Below are 22,035 nucleotides of genomic sequence, written 5' to 3'. Positions count from 1 at the left end.
ATCTGAAACTGACTAACACTCCTCTCCTAAAAATGAAGCTTTATAGATGGTCTAATGAGTTGGCCTAACCGATTATCCTATCTGAATGGTTTGGTTCTATGTCGTCATAATCCTAAAAGAGAAAAACCATCTGGATGGTCTAATGGAATGGCCTAACCAACTAGCCTAATCGAATACCTTCCTGAGAACACGATTAGGAAACTACAAGCGCGCTCGTGTGACTCTAGTGGTTTGTAGAATTTGAGATCCCGAAGTTGTGGAAGATGGCGGCCAGTACCAGCGTTGAGATGACGACTGCCGGCGGGAGTTTCTCCTCCTCGAAGCGAAACACCAGGTCTGCCATATCCGCAATCGGCGCGTTCGGTAGGGAATTCTTTCCCTGTGGATCGGGTTCGCGACTGCTGCCCGAGCGAGGCGAGATGGGCATCGAAGCGGCGACCGGAATCGACGATCACTCCACCCGTCTCACGGTGACGTTGACGGCGTCGACGACCGTACGGTTCTCGCGATGTTCCACTCTGATCTGCTGTTCCACGACGGTTTCGTCCCTGCCCGGTATGTCGAGGGTCACTCCCGTGGAGTCTGCATGTTGGTCGAAGCTGTAGTACGTTAATGGCTCGAACGTACCGTTCTCTCGGACGTACACGCCCAGTGAGTACGAGCTGATGTTGACGCGATCGGCTGTGTGGTGAACCGTCAGGCGAGCTCCCGTGATCGGAGTGACTTCGTTGATGGAAACGCTGTCGATGACCTCACCGGTCGTCGGGTCGCCGATAGTCGTCGTATAGTCTCCACTCCCGACGCACCCGGCGAACAGCAACGCGGTGCTCACGACGACGACCAAGAGAACGGGTCGCCACGACGAGTCGGATGACCGACGCCCCACGTTCAGTCACCCCCATCGGTGGGTTGGTTCCGTTCAGTGTTCACGCTGAATCACCGCTTCTACGGAGTTCGCAGACGACGGAGCAGCCGGCGCCGAGACCCGAAGACGCGATGCCGACCGGCGTGAGCCAGACGCCCACGCCGAAGGCGTACTCGGTCGTGGACGAACCGACCGAAACCGGTTCGCCGACGACGGCGCTCGCCAGCGACGGGAGCATCGACCCGACGAGCAGAATCGTCGTGATGGCACCGGTCGCCGCACCCAGGCCCAGCAGTCGGACTGACCATCGCCCAGGTTCCCGATTCCGTGTGAAGACGTAGAGGGCGCCCGCCTCGGCCATCGCGATCACACCGACGAGCACGTAGATGAACGCGAACACGATACCCAGACCGGCCGCGAACCCATCACCGCCGGACGACGACAGCACCAGTCCGAAGACGAGTAGACCCGCTAAAATTCCAATAGCCCCGAGGCTGCCAGTTCCTATAGCAAGGGTCTGTTTCCCCATACAGTATCAAAAAATAATGTAATTATATAAATCAATTTTGAAGTTGATACACAAAACGGGCGAAGCTGACGATTCAGCAGCTGAAAGTCTCGCTCTTAGTCGACACGAGAGCAAACGCGATCCTCAATCTCCACATCACAACGACCCAAAACACGATACGCAGACCGCACCGTCACTCATCAACCGCAACGCAGCTAAAGAAGGGGATTTCAACAGCGCCGACGACTCTGCTTCTCGTACTCGCGCACGTGCGCGCAAGAACACAAACAAACGCGCTCGCGTGATTCTAGTGGTTTAGTAGAATTTGAGATCCCGAGATTGTGGTCGCCGCCGAGAAAAATCTATACAGCTGTATTTGGTTTATTAGATGTAATTTTGTACGCTCGAGTACCGGAGACTCCCGAAATCGCCCGCGAGAGGCGTTTCAGATTGCACTTGGTTAAAAGGGAGTTTAACCAAGGGACTTTACGAGGGTCGACACTGTACCCCACATACGAATGTCTGGATCAACGGAGAGACGGGCTACACGCGGGGACACAACCGTCCACGAGGCCATCGAGAGCTACCTGCGCTATAAGATCAACGCCGACGGTTCGAAGACGACCATGCGCTCACCACTGCGTGAGTTCGCCGACCACTGTCGAGACGAGCGTGATCTCGAGTTCGTCGACGAGCTCACACCCCACGATGTCCGCAGTTACAGCGAACACCTCTACGACCGCGTCGTAATCGATGAGGACCTGGCGGCTTCAACCGCTCACAACTACTTCGCCTACGTTCGAGCTTTTCTCTCCTGGTCGGTGCGAGAACAACACCTCGAGTCGAACCCGGCGAATACGAACACCGCGATGGACCCGCTGCCAGAGGACGACGGGAAACGCAAACGCCAGTATTGGTCTCAAGAAGACCGCGAGACGTTGCTCGAGTATGCCACCAAGCGCGTGGACATGGCTCTCGAGGGAACCATCCGGACCGATGTAGAGGCGGCCTTCCGTGATCGGGCGATCGTCGTCATGCTCGACGGCACGGGGGCGCGTGGTGCTGAGTTGTTTGCCGATCCAAAAGACGACAAGCGCAACGGCCTCCGGTGGAAGGACATCGATTTCGACGAGCGGCTGATCGAAGTCTACGGCAAGTCCCGTGAGTACGAACAGGCCCCGTTCCCCGCAAGCGTCCACGACGTCCTCAAGCGATGGTATCGGGTGCAAGAGCCGACGACCGAAGCGTGGCCCGTCTTTCCGACCGGTCACTACGGCTCGAAAAAGAGCACACTCGAGGATGCACTCGGCAAGAAGGCAGTCTCTCGGGCGCTCGAGGATAGGGGTGACGCCGGGAAGACCGAGGTGCTTGACCGTCTACACTGCGAGCACGAGGTTCCGCCGCCGTCGATCTCGAAAGAGGGCGTTCGCCGACTGCTGAAACGGCTCACTGACGAAGCCGGAATCGATCCGGACGGCGAGTACGACTATCTGACGCTGCACGGCGCTCGGCGGGCACTCGGGCGAGACCTCTATACCAGCGGGATGTCCGAAAAGGCTCAGGAAGCGTTACGACACAACTCGATCGAGACTACTCACGAGGCCTACGCCGATGTCAAGATGAAAGACGTCTCCGATTCGATTGACGACGTGCGTGGCTGAGAACGAACTCGAGTCGTACATCCGCACACTGTCGCGCCGCCGCAACCTCGCGGACAGCACTGTCGAGACGAAACGCTCACGACTGGCGACCTACGCGCGGCTGTGTCGAGACGTGCATGGCAGCGCCGATCTTGTCGGTCGCCTCAACGACCTAGAGCGGACGGAAATAGGTTGGGCCGCCATCGGTAGCAACAGTCTCTTTGACGTGGTGGTGAGTAAATCCGTGTTCTCCTGCGGTTGTCACAGCGGTTCGTGTAGACGTTCCAGCGCGATGGAAACGGCAGTTTCTGCGCGCGTGTTTCTCACTAATACGCCTCGACGAGCGTCTCGTCGAGGCTTCTGACGACCTCCTTGAGGATAGTTGCCTCAAGCTGAATCTCGGTAAGAGATTCAGCAAGAGTGGCAATCGGTAGCGTTTTGTCTTGGTCGAGACTAACTGTGAACTGCGCGTCAATTGTGGCGTGCATGGGTCACTTCAGGGTAGGTACCAGAGGTGACCCTGTTTCCACAGGAGTCAGTTACGACTCTAGATGAGTCTGGGATACGACCAAGTTGTTCGGGTTGATGCACCGAATCTATCCAATTGACGAAACCGGCGAGCGGGTCGACTCGACGGATGTCGCTGCAGGCTACGAGGCAATTCTGGATGGGCCTGCGTCGTTGTTCTCGAAATCCCGGAAGTATGGTATTCGGATGGCGAACTTCCTGCCAGCACTGCCGTTGTGTGACCGCTGGGAGATGACGGCAGAAGTCCTCGATGGGGACGGAGGATCGACAAACAGTGGATCACTGACGTTTGAACTCGATCAGACCGATGGATTGTCCTCTCACTACAGCGCCCAAGACGAGTTCGACAGCGATCTTGAGCGAACACTGGCCCAGAAGTGGGAACGGGCGACCACCGACTGGGAGTTACGTCGCGAGGACGACGTGCTGGACTTGGGTGCCGAGGTGATGATCCCCGACTTCGCAGTTGAGCATCCAGACGGGCGACGGGCGATCCTCGAGATCGTGGGCTTCTGGACGCCCGAGTACCTCGAGGAGAAGCTCGCGAAGATCGAGGCCGCCGAACTTGACCATCTCCTGATCGCGGTTTCTGATCGACTCGACTGTTCGGCGACCGATGTCGAGAAGGTGAGCGATCAGGTGCTGTGGTTCAAGTCCGGGATTCATGTCTATGATGTTGTTGATCTTGCAGAGGAGTATGCTCTCGAGACAGATGGACAAAAGCTCCATTCAGAGTAACGGTACGCAAGAAAGCTGGCATATTTCACACGCTAACACGCAGTGAAGCATCAGCACATTGTACTCCTGTGTCTCAAAATTCGGAAGAACACGACCTATCGAACACTCCTCGACGAACTCATCGAGATGCCCCGCATTCGGAGTGCGATCAACCTTACCGAACTCCCTGCGCCGTCTACACTATGCAAGGCGTTCGACAGACTCGATATGGCCGTCTGGCGAGTGCTTCTCAATCTCTCTGTTTCACTGCTCCCGACTAACGGTGTTGCGGGGATCGACGCCTCGGGCTTTGACCGCAGTCACGCCTCGAAGCACTACACAAAACGGGCGAAGTTGACGATTCAGCAGCTGAAGGTCACGCTTTTAGTCGATACTGGAGCGAACGCTATCCTCGATCTCCACATTACAACGACCCGAAAACACGATACGCAGATTGCACCCTCGCTTATTAACCGCAACACATCTGAAGTCGAAGTTCTGCTTGGAGATAAGGGATATGACGATCAGCAGATTCGGGAGATGGCCCGTGAAAATTCGATTCGTCCTCTGATCAAACACCGTGAGTTCTCATCACTACAGAAAGCGTGGAACGCTCGGTTAGATACTGAACTCTACGGCCAACGGAGCCAGAGCGAGACGGTGAACTCCGGTATCAAGCGAAAATACGGTGCATTTGTGCGGTCACGCCGCTGGTGGAAGCAGTCTCGTGAACTCGTCCTTGCCTGTATCGTCCACAATCTTGACCGAACTCTCTAAAAACCAGTATAGATGGAGTATCTAGGCCGTAGAAGACACTTTCTCGTTGTTATCCTCCTTATTTTGTTTGAGTTTCCGTGCAACGATGAGAAACCACACGCCTGCGAGAGCCTCGCCTACGGCCATAATATAGTATGGCTCCGACTCATACGCCTCACCGACAGCTACCACGAAAAGCATTCCAGCAATGATGACCGCGAAGGGGTAACTCACCATTTTTTCATCAGAAGCCGGGCGGACGACATTCATTCCACCGTACGTGGCAAAGGAAACGTATGCAGCTGTAAGTCCTGCTATCATTATGCCTCCAACGAAGGTCATATCGGGTAAGGCCGGGGTCGGGAGTAGAATCACGATACTGAGGAACTGACCTACTCCTGTGCCAAGAATTGTTGAGAGATACATTCGTTTACGTCGCCGACTATCCAATGGACGTTTCCTATTCGCTCGGAATACAAGGATGAAAGCGGTTCCTGCTGGAATCAACCAAAAGAGTAGTGCCGCAATTATACCGCTCCGGTCATAGAATGGGAGAAACAATTCGGCACCAGCATCAATAAACTGATATAATAGGGTAGCGAAAAATACCGACACGGCGATTCTCTTATTCATAAATAAATTCATATTCCGTTAACATATATAATTTCAGCTCTGTCCAATGTCAACGCTGAAGGATTTCAACAGAGCCCTTGCATTCGAACACACGGCAGGTTAAAATAGGATATAACTGAATATTTCGGCACGTAGTGATCCCATAGCGAGACCATCACCTATTTCGTATTTAAATGCTTATTCTCTACGTAGGTATGACCACTTCGGAACACTCTCCCACGGTAGAGAACGTCGTCGCTTCGACTGGGGTGGATCGAGAACTCAACCTCGATGCCGTCGCCGAAGACCTCGACGGAGCGGACTACGACCAAGAGAAGTTCCCCGGGGCAGTTTACCGGACCCAGGACCCGAAATCCGCCGCATTGATCTTCCGGTCGGGAAAGATCGTCTGTACGGGTGCGAAAAGCACCGACGGTGTCTACGAAAGTCTCGACATTGTATTCGATGAACTCCGTAGTCTAGGTATCGACGTTCCGTCTAATCCAGAGATCACCATCCAAAATATCGTCTCGAGTGGCGACCTCGGATCTGCAGTCAATCTAAACGCCATCGCCATCGGGTTCGGTCTCGAAAACATCGAATACGAACCCGAGCAATTCCCGGGCCTGGTCTATCGCATGGACGACCCTCACGTGGTCACCCTTATTTTCGGTAGCGGCAAAGTTGTCGTCACAGGAGCAAAAGAACCGGCGGACGCTGGCCGCGCGCTCGACGTTATCTCGTCACGTCTCGATGAGCTCGACCTGTTAGACTGACTAATCTCGATCCACTTACGTTCGTCAGTTACCGAAGTTATTTAGATAACGACACTTGGCTTTGCACGGTGTGAAAGTCACAATTTGAGCAGGCGAAAAAGACAAAAGAAGTGCCGTTAGGCAAGTGTTCCAGAGCTAATCAAATATCAGCTCGCTTCGCTGGAGTACCGACGACAGGAAAACGCAGTAACTGACCATGATCTCTAAGTCTACGGACTGTACTGAGCAATTCAGCATGATTCTACCAACATCACCGGAATCTGACAGAAGTATCAGCGTTAGATTCGCACTGTTCAGCGAACAGCTGTTTCGGGCGAGAATATATGTGAGGAAGAGGATTTCAACAAAGCCTTCGATCTGAGAACGCTGAACTGTAGCCATGCACAAACCAGGTCACTACGGCGCAGCACTGCTTGTGTATGCACCGATTGGATTCCTCATGCTTGCACTCGGGTTTGACGGCCTTGCTGTGATCGGCGGTGCGATCGCTGTCGGTGGCGCGATGATACCCGATCTTGATATGCGGATTCCCGGTGTTCAACACCGTGGAATCACGCACACCGTGTGGTTTGCCCTCCTCGCTGGGATCGTCCTCGGCGTTGCAGGCGGTCTCCTTGGCAGTTCGAGCGGTGCGATCGCGACGGTCGGTCTCAGTGTCTTTGGGTTCCTCGTCGGAACACTCACAATCAGTGCCCACCTCCTTGCTGACGCGCTCACGCCAATGGGAATTCGTCCGCTCGAACCGATCGACGATCTGGAGATCACGCTCGATGTTGCCAAGGCTGCCAACCCGGTCGCTAACTACGCACTACTCGCTCTCGGGATCGCAACTATCACCGTAGCTGCCGTTGTTGGCCAGGCGATTGCGTGAATACGATTCAATTGCGTTGCCACTCTTTACCCCGCTCTGCCTGTCGATCGTAGTCTTCCTTCCTGGCCAGTAACTAGAGTTCCAAACTAGTCTATATATTCAACTTAGGTGACTTCTAGTCAATGTATCTGACTAGTTTCTTATTTGTATAGATATCATGTTCGTTACCATAAATCATATATTTTCTATTCAATAATGCAGACAATATGCACCGGCCCTCAACCGGTGTCGACCAATACGATCACAGCACAAATGATTACACGGTCAGTAACCGCCGAAGATATCGATGACCTGTATTTGATGTGGAACAGTCATATCAACGCATCCGGCCTCCATCGTCGTGCCCTCCGCGAAGAGATGGCCGTTCGAGACGTTGATCCACATGAATTCCGCACGCGCCTTGAGCGAGTTCGTGAGCAGGGGTACACGTTAGACGAGATTGCTGACAAGACCAACCGGTACGCCGATCTTCAGTCGCTTGTCGAAGAGTCACAGGGCCAGCGTACCGCTGGAAATACAACCCACGACTAACCTGCTATGTCACCAGACCCGATCACCTCCGAGCATGAGAATAGCAGCGAACACGACCGTAAACGACCGATGAGAAGCCGAATTCCCAGACAGGCTGCGATCGCGATTGTCCTGCTGACGTTGTTCGTTGTGGAACCCGCCGCAGCACAGAACAACGCAGTCTGTGGAACAGACAAACTCCCCGGGATGGTTGAGGGGTTCTTCCAGTTAACCACGACACTGGGCATCGTCGGCTTCGCTGTCGTCTGGCAGGCTGATACCCTCGTAGAGATATTCGTACTCGAGCCAGAGCAGAAGAAGGCGTTCAAGCGTCACAAGCGCTCTGCGATGAAGTCCATGATTGTTATTGTCGTTCTCGGCCCTCTGTATACGGTTGCTGGATCCATGATGGGACTTCCGATGGCAGAGTGTGTCAACTTCGTCCCCTGGTAATCACACGCCCATCCCTGTCGCAAGTTCCATGCACCACTGCGAACGCTCCGTGCTCATGACAACGTTACTCATAACCAGCTTAGCCACGGGTGGTGTCGCTGCTGACCCATCGCGACCGGGGACAGAAGGAAATGGACTCACTGAAAACGAATCCGCGACGCTCTGGTCGCGAGACGCAGACGAGTATCTTGGTCAAGACACGTTCCGCCAGCGATACGGAGACAGCCGTACTGCCGTTCACCAACTCGCCAACGGAACGGACATCACGTTCAAACGGCCTCCCGGAACTGCCGCAACATGGACCCGGAACGATTTCGAGGATCTCAACGCCGGCGGGTCAGAGACCTCCGTCTATCCGACTCATGCAACCCTCGAGGACGGTGTGTTTATCGAGGATGCACATGCGACCATATTTGCTGTCAATCCATCGACTCGAGGCCATCTCGAGCCCAACGAGACCCCGCTCTACATTGCACCGAGCGGGACGATGCGCGGTTTCATCGATTACCGCGTTCGCGTTCCCGAGGACAGAACCTCTGGGAACACCACTATCGAGTGGTCGCTTACGGAACACGAAATCGAGGATATCCAGTTGCAGACGGGCGATGAAACCATCGCCAAGGAAGCCGCCTCACACACGCCAACGCTCGACTACAACCTCGAGGATGACGGGAGTACAACCCTTTCCCTCGAAGCCGAGATTCATACGCGGCTAAAGAAGACCACACGAATCGATCGCGGCAACGAGACAGACGTTCGTGTCTCCTACCGAACCGAGTCGGTCACCGTTTCGGATTCAATCGACGTCGAGATTTACGATCTCTCGGCGTCTTCCTACTATGCCGAGTATCCTAATGGAGATACTGGCGTTGCCATCTTCCAGTCGCGGCCGTGGCAGGGATACACACTGACAGCAGATGGTGAGTCGAGGGTGCGTGGTGTCTGGCGATTTTACACTGCACGGAACACTAACTGGGACACGCTCATTCACTCGAGTCGGACCGACAGTACTGCTGTCGACTCTGATGCGATTCCAGTAGCTGTGCACGCCTACCCGTCCCGGATCGGCCCCCGCGCTGAGCCTGTGCGAGCTGGGCCAGAAATCATTGACACCTGGGGGACTGAACGGCCTGCCCCAGGCGAGACCATCGGCGAGAACGTCAACATCGAGGTTGTAAACCAGTCGTACACGACGACCTACGGTGTCGCCGTTCGTGCTGAGAGCGTCGATCGTGATGCTCTCCACGTTGCGGGTATCGTTCGAGGTGTTAACGCCTCAATCGACGAGCCGGATGCGGGTTCTGAGCGCCAACTTCGACGGAGTAACCTCTCTGTAGAGATCCTCGAACAGAACCAGTCCCAGGCAACACTCCGGATCGAACTCCGGGATGCCCAAACCGGTGCACCGATCACCCTTGCCGATCGATATCGATGGCTCCCGATTGGGGGTAACTCTCGGAACGGCTACATCACCATCGCAGAGAAGCGTGTCGAAACTAACACGTCCGGAGTCGCTCTCGTGACGCTCGACCAGCCCGGCATCTACACCGCTCAGTATCATCCGGGATCGTGGATCGGACATAACCCCGCATACGTGAGCGATACCGCGACTACTCGCTGGCATCCGTTAGGAACGATTGATGGCTGGTTCGCCCTCTTTTTCGAGGTCGGCTGGCACCTCATCCCGTTTTTCGTGATGTTCTATGCAGGTCGACGTCTCCTGCGGATGCTCGGCCCAGAAGAGATCTTCCAGCGAAAACCATGACTCGAGATACCTCACAAATCAGCAGGCGTACCGCCCTTCAAACAGTTGTAGGCGCTGCACTGGTAAGCGGTGCTGGCTGCCTCAGCAGTGATGAGAACACCACCACTAACGGAAAGACTCCGATAGACAGCCAAGGAGTGCTCCAGCGAGTTGCTGTCGATGGCACCGCGCTTGTCGTCGAGCTCGCGGCAGATGCAGATGTCGATCAGATCAATCTGATCCAACCGAGCGGAGAGCTGTTCGGGCAGCGCAATGTGGCCGCTGGAGCACAGCAGGTTTCGTTCGAACTTGGTACCTCCTATACGCCGGGAGAGTACAGCGTTGTTGCACTTAGCGGCGACGAGACTGTCATTGAGACTCCCTTCTCTATTGAGCCAAATCTTAGAATCATAGAAATGGGGATTGGAAGGAATCATCCTCAGAAGATGTGGAGCGGGGCAGAAGACGAAATTAGTGAAGAGGCCTTCGTGAGCGTTGAAAATCAAGGCAGTGGACCGGATGCGCTTACGAAACTACTCTTTCTCGGTGATGTTCCGTATCCCTCTGACAAGCAAGGAACGAACTATGCTAGTAATGACGATATCAGTGGAATATACGATCCTGAATCTGATTCGGAAGTCGATGAAATCGTAATTGCACCAGAGGAACAGATTCGGATTTACAGTTCACGCTCACCGTTCGCTTTCGTCCCGGGTGCAGGAACATCTTGTATTGACGAACAACAGACGGGCGAGTTCGAAGTAGTCGTTAAAACACGAGTTAGTTCTGACAACATTTCAGAAATATATAATATACAGTACTCAGCATCGGAAGAGCCAGACAACTGTGAGATATTCATCAGCGAGGCATAATCATGGTGAATCTAATTGATGTCGTTCTGGAAGGATTCAAACGCGTTGTTGACTGGTTTATTGGCCTCTTCATGGAGGGACTACGTTCTGGCTACGATACTCTCTCAGAAGAGCTGTTCGGAACACCCACTCCTGAAACTAATGGCGCGTTCGTCTTCGGCGATCCAACCAATGCACCGTGGCCAGCGATACAGGAGGCTATTGTGGGTGGCGAGATCATGCTGATCTCTCTCCTCCTTCTTGTGATGTGTGTCCAAGGACGGCATTCGATTCGCATCTTCAATATTGGGAGCGCATACGAATCGAGACGGACGAAAAAGACGGCTTGGGTCGGTGCTTTCCTCATCATTACTTGGTACTGGGTGAGTGTCTTGAGTCTCTATATTGTCGATGGGTTCACGATTGCATTGATGCCGAACTTGACATCACTCGGTGGTGCGATGATGGACTTCCTCCAAGTTTCGCTTGGCAATCCTGGTTTATCACTTGTTTTTGCCCTTCTCGGCGGTCTCTCAATGTGGGCCCTCGAGGCACTCTATTATATCCGCGAAGTCCTGCTCTATGTGTACATCTATGGGATGCCGATTGCCTTCGCCTTCGCGTATGGCAACATTCCAGTTCTCTCAGACATTGCAATGGGATTCAGTAAGCGGTTTGTCCCCCTTGCCGTCCTTCCACTGCCTGCTGCTGTGGTGTTCAAAGGATACGACCTCCTTTACTCACAGAATGCACTCGCACCGAACACACCATTCTTACGATACTTAGTGGCGGCTTCGCTGCCTCTAATCGCGCTGTATGTTAGCTGGAGGACGTTCAAATACGCAACTCCGCTGACTGCGAAGGTCCTTGGAGGCGCGACGAAGACTGCAGCACTCGTCGGCGGGGTCGCAGCCGGTGCCTACGTCGGTGGCGCCGGCGTCGCGACGACCGCAGCCCGGTGGGGACCGAAAGCCGCAGCCGGTCACGCAGTTGCTCAGAAGGCCGCCGCTCGAGGTGGACACGGCAGTGAAGGCGGAGAGAAACCATCGTATCGTCGAACTGAGAATGATCCGGGCGGGTCCACAGTAGAGGCATCGAGTACCAACCACGGAATGGAGTACGACCGAGGGATTTACTGATGTCAACAGACCCAGACGCGGCCGCACGGCGTATCATGGATCAATTTGGCGAAAAGAGCCACATTCCGTATCTCAACATCGAGGAAGGAGACGTTGGCGTCCTGATTGGGTTCCCAATCATCGGGTTATTCCTCGCCGGACTCACTGGAATCGAATCCCTTGCCCTCCCACTCATCGCGGGTGGCTTCGGGTTCGGTGGAGCGATCGTCTACGTTTCACCTCAACACCTGAACGCGTGGACGTGGGCAAAAGACGTCTATCGATACGCCAAACGGCCCCAGATCACGTTCAGTGCGCCAACAGACGCAGCTGAGACAGAACGAAACGAAGGCGGGCTTGCCAACTACACGCCGTTCAAACCTGACGAACGAACACAGGATCTCACGAACATCAAGCGAGCATGGCCGGGTGTTGGCGCGATTCAGCGGGCCGACGGCGCGATGGAGGCGTTCATCGAGATCGATCCCGGGAACATGGACTTCGCGATGTCCGATGACTGGGCTCAACTCCAGGACGCTGGCGAGGAGTTCGCCAACAAGGAACTCAACTCGAAACTCAAACTCCACGCCACAACTCGCTCGTTCCCAGTCGAACAAATCATCGAGAACATCGAGGAGCGACTTTCTGATGAAGACGTCACGGAGAACCCAATCTTCCGCGAACTCCTCGAGGAATACCGGGAAACGAGGCCAAGCGAGATGCGCGACCGGGGTATCCAGCAGGTTCGCTACTACATCGGCGTCGAAGTTACGCCACTCGAGGTCTATGACCGCTTCCACGACGAGGGAACGCCCGCCGAGAAACTGACACGGTTTCCTGTTATCGGGTTCCTGTTCAACCCATTCGTCACTCGTCGTGAGGATCTCACAGATGTCGAGCGCCGGGTCAAGATGTTCGAGAAACTCGACAGCCGGGTTACTGACGTTCGTTCTGAATTCATCCAGCAAGCATCAGGCTGGTCTGCACGGCGGCTCAGCACTGTCGAGCTGTTCGTTCTGAACATGGATTTCTGGAACGGACGCGAGCACGACTATGACGACGCAGAACGCGTCATTCGCGATCAACCGATCATCGGTCACTCACGCCGGGAGGATGAGATCGATGCATAACGTAATCCTGCAGACCGGAGATGGGACAGTTAGTCAGCTCAGCGAGTGGCTCTCGAGTCCGACCTCGACAGAGGGTGCGGCACTCTACATTCTCGGTATCATCGCTCTCGGTGTCAGTGGGAAGCTCCTGTGGGACTGGCACACTGACGATGACGAGGAGGAAGTCGAGTTTTCGGATGTCCTCGATGAGGAAACCCTCGAGCAAGGGCATGCCGAAGGCCAACTGCTCGATGAGATCGCTGAGTCACACAAGACAGTGACGGCGCCGGCTGCGATCGAGTGGGAAACGCGAGCGGCCCACGTTGGCGAGCAGTGGACGTCGACACTGTATATTGCTGACTACCCAGACTACCCCAACGATGGCTACCTGAGCGACCTCTTCGATATGACCGATGTCCAGTTCGATCTCACGGCCCATATCACACCAAAGAACCAGGAGCGGGCCCGGAACGAACTCCAAGACATTGCTGACGATCTCCAGGTCGATGCAGACCTCGAGCAGAGTGTTCGAAGCGCCTATCTCCAAGAACGAGCGAACGAGGCCGCTGCAACCTACAGAGCTGTCGAGAGCGGTGCGCAAGTCTTCAGCCAAGGTCTGTTCATCACAGTGCGTGCCGACGAGAAAGACGAGCTTCGAGATGCTGTTCAAACGGTCAAAAGCGCGCTTCGTGATGAGCCTGCGAATCTCACGCCGAAGACGGCGATCTGTCGGCAAGATCTTGCACTGCAGTCCGCCGCACCAATCGGCGACAATGTGTTCGGACGCGAGTCGATTGCACTCGGTGGTGCTGTCGGCGCATTACTCTCCTCACCCCACAACGCGACGATCCTCGAGGAAGGTGGTGTCGAGTTCGGGATTCACAAGGACAACCAGAGTCCGGTCGTCATCGATCCATTTGCTCGTGATAACGGGTACGCGATGTTCACCGTTGGCGATACTGGGTCTGGGAAGTCGTTCAGTTCGAAGCAGAACTTTATCCGCTCGATCGAGCAGCAGTCAGACCGTATCGGGATCATTCTTGAGCCGTTGAACAACTGGGCTGGCGTTGCCGAAGCACTCGATGCAAAGCGGATCACAGTCGGTGGCACGCTCGGGCTCAATCCACTCGAAATCCGCCAGACGCCCGAGCATGTCCAGCGAGCGATGGGGGAGGACGCGAGTCCGTTTAACGAAAAGCTCGATGATGCGATGAGCTTCTTGACGAACTTTTTTGCCCTCCGGGGCATCACACTGGGCGATCGACGGACAACGCTCGAACTTGGACTCAAGCGCGCCTACAAGCAAAACGGCATCACTGACGACATCTCGACACACAGCAACCCGAGCCCGACCATTCGGGACATGATGGACGTCTTTGAGGAGATGGTCGACTACCCAGAGAAGTTCGTCGTGCGCTCTGACGAAGAAGCGGGGAAGCTCCAAGACGACGCGACGTGGCTGCTTGATCAGCTTCGTCCCTTCGAAGAAGATGGCCGGCACGCCAATCTTGGACACCCGTCGGAGTTCGACATCCGTGACGAGAAGGTCATCTACCTCGATCTCGCCCAGCAGGAGGGCAGCGTCGACAGCAGCACCGCACTGACGATGCAGTTGCTCATTTCGCTGGTCTACGAGCGGGCCAAGGTCTCAGACAAGGAGGTCGTGTTCTACATCGACGAGGCGCGGTACATCATGCAGGACGCCGCGAGTTTGGCGTTCCTCGAGACAGTGTTCCGACACCACCGCCACCACGACCTCTCGATCCGGTTGGTCACCCAGACCGTCGACGAGTTCTTCGAGCACGCGGAATCCGAAGCGATCCTTGACCAGTGCGCGGTCAAGCAGTTCCATCGGTTAGACGGGATGGATGAACAGTGGGCCAGTGAGTTCGGCCTGAACTATGCACAGATGCGGTTCGTGCAAGACGCAGTTCCGGGCAACGAGGATGCTGGCTTCTCAGAAGCACTCGTCGGCGTCGACGGCGAGTGGCGTGGCATCACCGTGGAGGCGATGCCAAAGGAGAAGCAGGTCATCGACTTCGACCCGACCGAGCAGCGGCGTTCCTCGCTTCCCGGCGCTGGTGAGGAGGCAGCCGATACTGATGTGCAGGAACTCCAAGCGGAGCTCGAATACCGAGAAACAACTGGAAACGACGGCAATACTGGCATCGTCACGGCCGAGACAGATGACGGTTCTATGGGGGGAAACAACGATGACTGAGTATCTGTGCGTAACGCCGACGTCTGAGCGACTCGATCCGGAGCATATCCCTCGTGTCCTCGCCAGTCTCCACAAACTGACTACGCCCGGGTCATCGGGCCTTCGGTCGAAGCTGAATCCGCTCCACAGTGAGACACCGCCCCGATTCGAGTTCCTCGCAATGAGCGATGGTCCGAACGACCCCGTGGAGTTCTTCTACGGGGCCGATGCGCATCTCGAGACGCTCGAGAAGCGTCTCCGCTCCATCTATCCGGATACGTTCGATATCGAACGCGTCGACATCGACGTGGCTGCACGTCTCATCCAGCCGGTCGAGTTCACACCGCAGGAATTCGTCGAGCACTACGAATCCGGACAACTTCAGTACGAGTTTGGTCCGGCGGAACAGTACGATCTCGTCGATGAGGAAGCGGATGACCCCGATCCCGAGCCAGCGGAAGCAGATCCGATTGTCGACGGCGGTACAACATCCACCACAGTACCGGATCATCACATTGCCGTCGAAGAGTCCGTCCTCGAACTCTCTCCGCCCGATGCACTTCCAGATGACGGGGAGCGGCCGACCGTCGAGAAGCCGACGATGACACCGGAGGGGACGGTTTTGGCTCGCCCGTCGGAAGACGCTGTCTCTCCGCTTGGGGTCCGGTGGTGTGGATCCGCGGTGCGAAAGCAGGATTGGATGACTTCGCTGACGCCGTTCACAGCGGCGGAGACGAATGATGACTTTCCGTCCGTCGACCAACCCGGCGCAGCACTCGCGTCGCTGATCGACCACTTAATAGAGGCGACAGCGCCGATCGCGTTCCAGGTCGTCTTCCAACGACGATCTAGCTGGCAGTCCGATGCCGAGCTTCGGAAAGAAGACCTTGTCGACGGCCGGGATACGTTCTTCCAAGAGGTCGTCGGGTCGTTTCTCGAGGTCGAAGACCAACAGAACGATCAGGGCGAACGGCAGATCAGCGAATCCGTCGAGAAACGAATCGAGTACATCGATGCGAAGGACGCTAAACGGTCGTTCACGGCCAATATCCGCGCTATCGGCGTTCCCTCTGAGGACACTCGTGACGATCTCGATGCCCGCATGGATTCGTTACTCCCAGTGTTCGATCCGCTTGACGGGCCGTTCTACGAGGTTGAGGGGAAACGCCTCCGCGAGAGTGGGTTCCGTGAGAAAACGAAGCGGAAGAACGCACGAGCCGCCCTGCAGCGCCTCCTCAACCGCGAACTGACGATCGGACGAGGCAAAACCCGATCCGAGTTGGTTCTCTGTGGAACAGAACTCGCGAACTTTGTGTTGGTTCCTTCTTCCGAACAGTTGACGGTTGAGGGAACGCGGGGTACTCGTGCCGAGCAACAAAGTCGGAATCCGTTGCCATGGCCTAACCCGGATCTGATTCAGCAATTCCAAGACGGGATGGCCATTGGATATGCGCTCGACGAGAACGGCGAGCCGCGACCGACCCCGATCCGTGTTCCTCCAAATCTGTTGACGACGCACTACGGTCGCTTCGCGTCGACTGGCGGTGGGAAATCGAAGGCGATCATCAACGACGCGCTGTCTCTCCGAGAGACGACCGGTGGTCCCGTCGTCATCGTTGACCCAAAAGGCGACGGGATGTGCAAGAACTATCTTCGCTGTCACTACCAACGCTTCAACGGATTGGACGACGTCTACCAATTCCGCGTTCCAGAGAACGTCCCTGCGTTCTCCTTCTTCGACATCCGGCCTGCACTGGAAGCCGGGCGCAACCGTGAGGACGCGATTCAGGACAAAGTCGATCACTTCCACGACATCCTGCGGATGATTATGGGTCGTGAGCAGTACGGACAGGCGTTCGTCGCCAACGAAATCGTCAGCTACCTCATCAAGGCCCTCTTCGACGAAGAGTACGGTAGCAACGTCTTCGGTCTTGATGACCTCTTCGCTGCAGCACTCCGGATGCAACAAGAGCGAACTATTCCACCAGTTTCAGCAGACAACAGGAACGTCGAAGAATCGCTCACACGGCACTTTGCGAAGGACGACCACCAGTTCCAGGTGTCGATGGATGCTGTCGGCAACCGTCTCGATAAACTCAGAGAAGACGCACACCTGCGACGTATCTTCAGCCACGTTCCGGAACAGGACGATGATGGCGAATACATCGACAATCGCTTTGACTTCCGCGAGTTCCTCGAGGAAGACGCCACGATCCTGTTCGACTTGGGCGATCTCCGTCCGGAGGCACAGCGAGCGATCACGCTCCTCCTGTTGAGTAATCTCTGGGATGCTGTGCAAGTGCGTCGACGTGACGGGAACACGGACTACGAGAACCTCTCCAACCTCATCATCGAGGAGGCGGCCCCCGTCGCATCAACGAAACTCGTTTCCGAGCAGTTGCTTCCCCAGGGACGATCGTTCGGCCTGAGCATGGGACTGGTGATGCAGTTCCCTGGGCAGGTCCGAAATCGAAGTGAGCGTGCCTACGACGAGGTCCTGAACAACATCAAAACGAAGCTCATCGGGAATATCTCCATCGAGCGCGACCTTGCTGAGTCGTTGGCCCACGAAGACCTGAGCCCCACTGACCTTCGGAATCGGATCAACACACTTCCCAGTGGCGAATGGATTGTCCAACTCCCGAGCCCGTCATTTGGGGAAACAGGTCCAGCCCCGTTCTCAGTGAAGCCGCTCCCGATAGCAGCGGGCCATCCAGAAAGCGACCAGCCGCTTGCAGAGCTGCAGGAAGACCATTTCCAGTCCGTGTCCCGGCCACAGATGATCGAGCGGACACGAACCCAGTACGGGCTTACTGAGCCGACCACATCGAGTACTGCATCGAAAGAGGCTGACTGGGGAAGTGCGGGCGTTGATACGACAATTGCAGCTGACGATGAGGCCACTAAAACGGATCAAACGGATCACACACAGTCTTCGTTCATCGAGCAAGCAGCAACCGAGACCCCCTCAACATCGCACGACACGGGTAGCGACGAGGCCGAACCACAGGAGAGTGGTCAGAAGATCAGCTCGTTGTTTGGCGGAGCGTTCGAAAACGAGGAGGAGACACCGGTCGACGAGAACGAGCAGCCGGAGAACGGTTCATCCCCTGTCCAAGCAAGTGAGGTTCCTGTCCCCGATGATGAACTCCGGAACCGTGGGCTCAACCGTAGTGATGTCCAGTTCTTGAGCCGCGTCCTCGAAGTGATGAACCGAGAGTCCACTGAGTACACGCTTCTCGACTCGATGCGGTCCCTTCGAGACGAGTTCGAGGACCTTCATTTAGAACGGCTCAAAGATCAGAACCTCCTCGAGGAGGAGTCCGCAGCAGGTCAAAAGTACTACACTGTCCTTCCGGCAGGGCGGGAACTGCTCGGACAGAAACTCCAGGTAGGACCTGGGCAAGGAGATATCGGGGAGAAAACCCCACACAAGGTCGGCGTTCGCCTCCTCGAATCGTGGCTCCAACAGCAGGACGACGTCGTCCGCGTCGAACCATACTACGAGTACGACGACGAGACCGTGTTTGATGTGGCTGCATTCACCGACGCTGGAGAACTTGTTTGGGTCGGCGAAGCTGAGCTCCCGAGTAACAACAGCCACGCACCTGTTGACGACTACGATAAGCTCAGCGCGGTAGATGCCGACGCGATTTGGGCTTTCAACAACCGCCAGACGGCTATCGAGGTGCTTGACAGGCTTGCCGAAGCAGACCGAATCGAGGAGAGCGTCAGTGGACGGGCGGCACGGTCGTTCTCGAACATCAAAGAAGCAGTCGACGAACTTGATGCATCAGGTCTGACTACCGTTCATGGCTTCACAAACCTCAAAGAGGAGGTCGATTCATGACATGGCGACAGGCAACCCGCGAGGAGATCTACGCCTACTACGCCGAGGAGTTCCCCCGCTACGTCGACAACCTCCCAGAGTTCATCACGGCTGACGGGCCGAAACAGTACGCGGTCGCCTTCCGAGATCCCCATCCCGTTCGCAAAGACGACATTCCTGACAAGGACTTCATCCGCCGAGATACGTGGCAGACGGATGCAACCGGAGAACGAACGACTGCCGAGTTCAGTACGTTCGAGGACGTTATAGAGTTCATTCGGCACCCTGCTCGAAACGATCTCCTCGAACGAAGCGAGTTCGCACTCGCTGACCCAGAGGTGCTGGAGAAACCGGATCCACGCCCCGACGCCGTCTATTACGCACTGGACCACTGGGAGCGGCCCTGGGTTCTCTTGGTAGATATCGACGCGAAAGAGATCGCCCGAAAACGAGCCGCGGATACGGTCTCGGAGGACGTTGGCGACCAAGACAACGATGCGCTCCTTGAGGCTGCAGGAATCCTCGATGCTGCCCCCGCGGGGTATCCGTATGCCTTCGAGGATGTCGACCGCGCTATCGAGTTCGGGTTCGAAGTGCGTGATATCTTTGAGGATGACTTCAATGCCGAGAAGACGTTGGCCGTGTACAGTGGACAAGGTATCCACGTCTACCTCCTTGACACCGACCTGGCGCATCGATACGACGAACAGAGTCGCGAGGTGTTAAACGACCTCCTCCTCGAGACCTACGAGATCCCCATCGATCCCGTCGTGACGGCCGACCGCCGGCGGGTCGCCCGCCTGCCATACTCGCTCCATGCCGACGTCTGTAGCATCGTCCAACCTATCGAAAGCCCGGATTTCGACGTTCGATCGGCGACCCCAGAGGTGATTGAGGAATGAGTCCGAGTACCCCAATTGATGACACGGATGCCGCCTATCGGATTGCAGCGCTCCCGCTGGAGTATGGAGATATACGCATCAACCAGCTGTTTACGCGTGGCTACAATCGATACATCGTCGACGGCGAAGACCAGCCCGAGGACCTCTTGAACGATATCGAGCGGTTCGGAACAGCGACGTTCAAAGCGCAGGTTCGCGCCGACGCTGCCGATGAGCCGTTCGTCGATGAGCCCGGGACGCTCGCCGTGCTTGCGACGTTGAGTGCGATCTGCGTGAAGGAACACCCGAGATTTGAGCACGCCTCCCCACGGAACATCCAGGTACTCTATAACATTCGAGAGTTGTACGTCAACAATCTCGCCTCACTCATCCGCATTCACGGCGATGGATCGCTCCAGCAAGACATCGCTGAGGTGCTGTATAGTAAGGAGCCGGGCGAAGATGGCCCGCATCCCGGACGGGTTTGTACGGGGATCAAAGAGATGCCGGAGTTCGGGGAGAGTCTGTACCTTGAAATCCCGATGGCGGCGGCTTCACGGAAATGCCTCGTCCGGGACGAGGAGTCGTCCACGGGGATGGACGGCGGTGGAGAGATACTGTCCCGAGTGAAAGACAACCACCTGTACGTCCCAGTCGGTGATTTCGACAGCAAGTATCGTGACTATGCTGAGCGGGCGTTCAAGAAGCTCTTGCGCGTTCAGGAGGACGAACTCTCAGACGATCAGCTGACGTGGCTGACCACGAATGAGTCGGCGATCACAGAGCGGATCGACCGCTTCCTCGAGACTGGCCATCACGAGCGTATCTGGCGGAACTGGGACCGTGGTGAGCGGACAATCCGTGTGCTTCGACGGGCACTCAACGCCGCTCCCGACGATGTCGTCCAGCAAGGGGAGTTCTACACGGCAAAAGATCTCTATCGGGCGGTCGAAGCGTATGAGCCTGACGACGACTGGGAAACGTCAGTCGCAGACTGGATCTCGAGTCCGAGTAGTCTTGCGAAGACGCTGGCCGACCACGAGTCACATTCGGCGATCACGATTGACCGCGACGGGCGCGTCAACACCTACCGGATCGGGCGAGCCGGCTACGGCGCGGAACAGATCGAGGTGACGGAGATCGAGGACCTCTTCGAACTTCCTTGTATGGCGAATATGGAGGAGCGACTCCACGAAAAGAAGCCGGTGCGGAAGGACCTCTACAACTTCGCGCGGATGGTGATGTGGCTGCCGCAGTACCAAGACAGCAGCCTCGACGAAATCGTCGCAGACCTCAAAGACGTCTTCTCCCGGTGGCCATGGTATGACGAACAGAAGACTGAGTACCAGGTCCGCTATGAGTTTTCGAATACGATCGACGGCGACACGCCGTTGCCGATGAACTGCGATAACGACGATATGCAGCGCTACTGCATCGGTCAAGACCAGTGTCCCTACTCAATCTGGGGCAGTCTCTCGTTCCCAGATGAGATGTACGAACAAGTCGACGAGCAGTCCGCTGGTTCCGCTGAGAAATTCTAAATCATAGACTTCCATCAGATTTTCGAGGGTTGTGTTGCAGACCAAAGCCAGCCCCTTTTGAATTCCCGTCGAGCAATTTTCAGCGGCTAACACGACCGGAATCGAGAGAATCGGGGGTATTTCATGACTCGAAGTGCTGATCTGGGGACCTCGAGGGACTCAGAACAGGTGAAGCAGCGACCCCAAGAAATACAGATACGACCGATATCACCTCTGTTACCCCGTCGTCGAGCAATTTTTGAAATCGCAGAATAATCTCGGAACTCGTCGAGGTACTTTCTACACTCTCAAATCTGCCCGACGAGGTTCTTCTTCGATTTGAGGTCGTCATAGTGTCTTGCATATCGCGTGTTTCGTCCAAAGAAAGAGGCGATATGCAGTGTGCGAAGGCCGCCGGCTCTCTCAGGCCGAGGGGCCGTTATAGGGAAATTGGATTCAAGGAAGTGTCAGATTTAGCGCATAGTGTGAACGGGTGCGTTCCGGTGGTGTCTGTCGCCCCCGCAAGGGGGTAGAGGGGCGCATCACG

The 22,035-nt window shown here is 55.9% G+C and carries 16 protein-coding genes and 4 pseudogenes; 16 read left to right on the top strand and 4 right to left on the bottom strand.

From position 1 onward, the window contains the following. Positions 1 to 451 precede the first annotated feature (451 nt). Together MU558_RS23090 and MU558_RS23085 are read right to left on the bottom strand one after the other, a co-directional pair. Positions 452 to 844, bottom strand: coding sequence for a hypothetical protein (locus tag MU558_RS23090; protein WP_246976811.1), 393 nt, complete (start codon positions 842 to 844; stop codon positions 452 to 454). An 82-nt stretch (positions 845 to 926) separates the two neighbouring features. Continuing rightward, a complete protein-coding gene (locus MU558_RS23085) occupies positions 927 to 1,394 on the bottom strand; it encodes a hypothetical protein (protein ID WP_246976809.1) in 468 nt (155 codons plus the stop codon). Between the two features lie 47 nt (positions 1,395 to 1,441). Between MU558_RS23085 and MU558_RS23080 the strand changes: the two are divergent. Then, positions 1,442 to 1,584 (top strand): annotated as a pseudogene (locus MU558_RS23080) (IS5/IS1182 family transposase); the annotation flags it as partial. A 307-nt stretch (positions 1,585 to 1,891) separates the two neighbouring features. Continuing rightward, a complete protein-coding gene (locus tag MU558_RS23075; protein WP_246976805.1) occupies positions 1,892 to 3,034 on the top strand; it encodes a tyrosine-type recombinase/integrase in 1,143 nt (380 codons plus the stop codon). Between the two features lie 154 nt (positions 3,035 to 3,188). Here the strand turns inward: MU558_RS23075 and MU558_RS23065 are convergent. After that, positions 3,189 to 3,501: pseudogene (locus MU558_RS23065) on the bottom strand (ISH6 family transposase); the annotation flags it as partial. A gap of 67 nt (positions 3,502 to 3,568) precedes the next feature. Between MU558_RS23065 and MU558_RS23060 the strand changes: the two are divergent. Both MU558_RS23060 and MU558_RS23055 read left to right on the top strand, forming a co-directional pair. After that, positions 3,569 to 4,279 (top strand): annotated as a pseudogene (locus MU558_RS23060) (DUF790 family protein); the annotation flags it as partial. 51 nt (positions 4,280 to 4,330) lie between these two features. After that, positions 4,331 to 5,035, top strand: a pseudogene (locus MU558_RS23055) (IS5 family transposase); the annotation flags it as partial. Between the two features lie 21 nt (positions 5,036 to 5,056). Here the strand turns inward: MU558_RS23055 and MU558_RS23050 are convergent. Next, positions 5,057 to 5,647 (bottom strand): hypothetical protein, encoded by a 591-nt coding sequence (locus MU558_RS23050; RefSeq protein WP_246976802.1) that lies wholly within the window; start codon positions 5,645 to 5,647, stop codon positions 5,057 to 5,059. 194 nt (positions 5,648 to 5,841) lie between these two features. Between MU558_RS23050 and MU558_RS23045 the strand changes: the two genes are divergently transcribed. The 12 genes from MU558_RS23045 (at position 5,842) to MU558_RS22990 (ending at position 21,509) form a co-directional block, all read left to right on the top strand. Beyond that, positions 5,842 to 6,402, top strand: coding sequence for a TATA-box-binding protein (locus tag MU558_RS23045; protein WP_246976930.1), 561 nt, complete (start codon positions 5,842 to 5,844; stop codon positions 6,400 to 6,402). 379 nt (positions 6,403 to 6,781) lie between these two features. After that, positions 6,782 to 7,273 (top strand): metal-dependent hydrolase, encoded by a 492-nt coding sequence (locus MU558_RS23040; protein WP_246976799.1) that lies wholly within the window; start codon positions 6,782 to 6,784, stop codon positions 7,271 to 7,273. 252 nt (positions 7,274 to 7,525) lie between these two features. Continuing rightward, positions 7,526 to 7,804, top strand: coding sequence for a hypothetical protein (locus MU558_RS23035; RefSeq protein ID WP_246976927.1), 279 nt, complete (start codon positions 7,526 to 7,528; stop codon positions 7,802 to 7,804). 6 nt (positions 7,805 to 7,810) lie between these two features. Then, complete coding sequence (locus MU558_RS23030; protein WP_246976796.1) at positions 7,811 to 8,236, top strand: DUF7985 family protein; 426 nt, start codon at positions 7,811 to 7,813, stop codon at positions 8,234 to 8,236. A 28-nt stretch (positions 8,237 to 8,264) separates the two neighbouring features. Next, a complete protein-coding gene (locus tag MU558_RS23025) occupies positions 8,265 to 10,001 on the top strand; it encodes a DUF8186 domain-containing protein (RefSeq protein ID WP_246976793.1) in 1,737 nt (578 codons plus the stop codon). Beyond that, on the top strand, positions 9,998 to 10,852 hold the full coding sequence (locus MU558_RS23020) for a hypothetical protein (RefSeq protein WP_246976790.1): 855 nt from the start codon (positions 9,998 to 10,000) through the stop codon (positions 10,850 to 10,852). The genes MU558_RS23025 and MU558_RS23020 overlap by 4 nt, the downstream gene beginning before the upstream one ends. Positions 10,853 to 10,854: 2 nt before the next feature. Further along, the gene (locus MU558_RS23015) at positions 10,855 to 11,970 is read left to right on the top strand and encodes a TrbL/VirB6 family protein (protein WP_246976787.1); all 1,116 of its coding nucleotides are present in this window, start codon (positions 10,855 to 10,857) and stop codon (positions 11,968 to 11,970) included. Continuing rightward, on the top strand, positions 11,970 to 13,079 hold the full coding sequence (locus tag MU558_RS23010; protein WP_246976784.1) for a TraC-like domain-containing protein: 1,110 nt from the start codon (positions 11,970 to 11,972) through the stop codon (positions 13,077 to 13,079). Before MU558_RS23015 ends, MU558_RS23010 begins: the two co-directional genes overlap by 1 nt. Next, positions 13,072 to 15,279, top strand: a complete 2,208-nt coding sequence (locus MU558_RS23005; protein ID WP_377071314.1) for a VirB4 family type IV secretion system protein — start codon at positions 13,072 to 13,074, stop codon at positions 15,277 to 15,279. The genes MU558_RS23010 and MU558_RS23005 overlap by 8 nt, the downstream gene beginning before the upstream one ends. After that, positions 15,272 to 19,108, top strand: coding sequence for an ATP-binding protein (locus tag MU558_RS23000; RefSeq protein ID WP_246976778.1), 3,837 nt, complete (start codon positions 15,272 to 15,274; stop codon positions 19,106 to 19,108). Before MU558_RS23005 ends, MU558_RS23000 begins: the two co-directional genes overlap by 8 nt. After that, complete coding sequence (locus MU558_RS22995) at positions 19,105 to 19,989, top strand: bifunctional DNA primase/polymerase (RefSeq protein ID WP_246976775.1); 885 nt, start codon at positions 19,105 to 19,107, stop codon at positions 19,987 to 19,989. Before MU558_RS23000 ends, MU558_RS22995 begins: the two co-directional genes overlap by 4 nt. Beyond that, positions 19,986 to 21,509: a primase-associated protein gene (locus tag MU558_RS22990; protein ID WP_246976772.1), complete on the top strand. Its 1,524-nt coding sequence runs from the start codon at positions 19,986 to 19,988 to the stop codon at positions 21,507 to 21,509. Before MU558_RS22995 ends, MU558_RS22990 begins: the two co-directional genes overlap by 4 nt. Positions 21,510 to 22,035: the final 526 nt, after the last annotated feature.

The sequence above is a fragment of the Natribaculum luteum genome, assembly GCF_023008545.1.
GTDB lineage: Archaea > Halobacteriota > Halobacteria > Halobacteriales > Natrialbaceae > Natribaculum > Natribaculum luteum.
Note: the sequence above shows the minus strand (reverse complement) of the source record. Positions and strands in the feature narration are given on the sequence as shown.

Excerpts from the sequence above, each read along its gene's own strand:
- MU558_RS23025 (WP_246976793.1), top strand. The coding sequence starts at position 8,265 with ATGCACCACTGCGAACGCTCCGTGCTCATGACAACGTTACTCATAACC.
- MU558_RS23050 (WP_246976802.1), bottom strand. The coding sequence starts at position 5,647 with ATGAATAAGAGAATCGCCGTGTCGGTATTTTTCGCTACCCTATTATAT.
- MU558_RS23010 (WP_246976784.1), top strand. The coding sequence starts at position 11,970 with ATGTCAACAGACCCAGACGCGGCCGCACGGCGTATCATGGATCAATTT.
- MU558_RS23020 (WP_246976790.1), top strand. The coding sequence starts at position 9,998 with ATGACTCGAGATACCTCACAAATCAGCAGGCGTACCGCCCTTCAAACA.
- MU558_RS23015 (WP_246976787.1), top strand. The coding sequence starts at position 10,855 with ATGGTGAATCTAATTGATGTCGTTCTGGAAGGATTCAAACGCGTTGTT.
- MU558_RS22995 (WP_246976775.1), top strand. The coding sequence starts at position 19,105 with ATGACATGGCGACAGGCAACCCGCGAGGAGATCTACGCCTACTACGCC.
- MU558_RS23005 (WP_377071314.1), top strand. The coding sequence starts at position 13,072 with ATGCATAACGTAATCCTGCAGACCGGAGATGGGACAGTTAGTCAGCTC.
- MU558_RS23000 (WP_246976778.1), top strand. The coding sequence starts at position 15,272 with ATGACTGAGTATCTGTGCGTAACGCCGACGTCTGAGCGACTCGATCCG.
- MU558_RS23035 (WP_246976927.1), top strand. The coding sequence starts at position 7,526 with ATGATTACACGGTCAGTAACCGCCGAAGATATCGATGACCTGTATTTG.
- MU558_RS22990 (WP_246976772.1), top strand. The coding sequence starts at position 19,986 with ATGAGTCCGAGTACCCCAATTGATGACACGGATGCCGCCTATCGGATT.
- MU558_RS23030 (WP_246976796.1), top strand. The coding sequence starts at position 7,811 with ATGTCACCAGACCCGATCACCTCCGAGCATGAGAATAGCAGCGAACAC.
- MU558_RS23045 (WP_246976930.1), top strand. The coding sequence starts at position 5,842 with ATGACCACTTCGGAACACTCTCCCACGGTAGAGAACGTCGTCGCTTCG.
- MU558_RS23075 (WP_246976805.1), top strand. The coding sequence starts at position 1,892 with ATGTCTGGATCAACGGAGAGACGGGCTACACGCGGGGACACAACCGTC.
- MU558_RS23040 (WP_246976799.1), top strand. The coding sequence starts at position 6,782 with ATGCACAAACCAGGTCACTACGGCGCAGCACTGCTTGTGTATGCACCG.
- MU558_RS23085 (WP_246976809.1), bottom strand. The coding sequence starts at position 1,394 with ATGGGGAAACAGACCCTTGCTATAGGAACTGGCAGCCTCGGGGCTATT.